The sequence below is a fragment of the Aeromonas aquatica genome (assembly GCF_000764655.1).
Classification (GTDB): domain Bacteria; phylum Pseudomonadota; class Gammaproteobacteria; order Enterobacterales; family Aeromonadaceae; genus Aeromonas; species Aeromonas aquatica.
In genome coordinates this window covers 1-1062 of sequence record NZ_JRGL01000053.1, presented here as the reverse complement: position 1 = coordinate 1062, position 1062 = coordinate 1, and the positions used below count along the sequence as shown (strand labels likewise).

At 55.6% G+C, this 1062-nt stretch carries 1 protein-coding gene; it reads right to left on the bottom strand.

Annotated elements, in window-relative coordinates; genetic code table 11:
• Positions 1-56: 56 nt before the first annotated feature.
• Complete coding sequence (locus LG30_RS0107705; RefSeq protein ID WP_033130126.1) at positions 57-974, bottom strand: IS5 family transposase; 918 nt, start codon at positions 972-974, stop codon at positions 57-59.
• Between the last annotated feature and the right edge of the window lie 88 nt (positions 975-1062).

Genomic DNA, 1062 nt, shown 5'->3' with positions numbered 1-1062 from the left:
GGCGTTGTTTCCTAAATCAGCCATCAGAGCCCAACATCCCCAACCCCAAGAGATAGCTACTCTTGGGGCTTTCTAACGGGCAAACCAAGGCCGTTCAGTTTGTTCACCGCACACACATAGGCCATCACTTCACCCACTTGACCATTGTATTCGCGCAAACTCAGCTTCCCCGTCATCAACTGCTTGAACCGATACATCGCCGTCTCTGCCAATGACCGCCGATGATATCCAGAAACCCGTTTCCAATACGCCAGCCCCTCCTTGCGCATGACCAGTACCGCCTCGTTACGCGGGTGGCCTTTCTCCCATAAACCGGCATTCTGACGGGGCGGGATGCACGCCGTGGCGTTCTTCTGCCTTATCAACGCATGACAATCCTTGGTGTCATACGCGCCATCGGCAAAAATAGTCCCCAGCTGACGCCGCAGCGGCTTGAGCAAGGTGGGCAGTACTTCGGCATCATGGACATTCTCCAGCGAGACCTCTGCCGCCACGATAGCGTGGGTCGCCGGGTCCACCGCCAGATGCAACTTGCGCCAGACCCGACGCTTGTCATGGCCGTGTTTTCTCACCTTCCATTCGCCCTCGCCGAACACCTTCAGGCCAGTGGAATCGATAACCAAATCGGTGACCTTACCCTTGGGTGGTTGCCGGTATGGTACCTTGACCGTGCTGGCTCGCTTGCTGATGCAACTGAAATCAGGTGCGCATAATGGCACGTTCATCAGCTCAAACAGGGAGTCGAGCAGACCCTGCACCGCCCGCAAGGGCAGCTTTAAAATGCCCTTGAGGATGAGCGCGGTACAAATGGCCTGGTCGGTATAGAGCGGGCTTCGACCCCGTCGACCATGATGCTCGTTATGGAACCAGTTGCTCACTGCATCCTCGTCAACCCAGAACGTCAGTGAACCCCGCTTTATCAGGGACTTGTTGTACTGTGACCAGTTGGAAATGGGGTGACGCGCTTTGCCCATGATACTGACTTGAAAGGGGATTTGGTCATCAGATCACCGAGAGCGCCATAAGTTCCGCATGAACCATCATGATTTGGGAAACAACGCC

Bases quoted from the DNA above. Each gene is read 5' to 3' on its own strand.
- LG30_RS0107705 (WP_033130126.1), bottom strand. From the start codon at position 974: ATGGGCAAAGCGCGTCACCCCATTTCCAACTGGTCACAGTACAACAAG.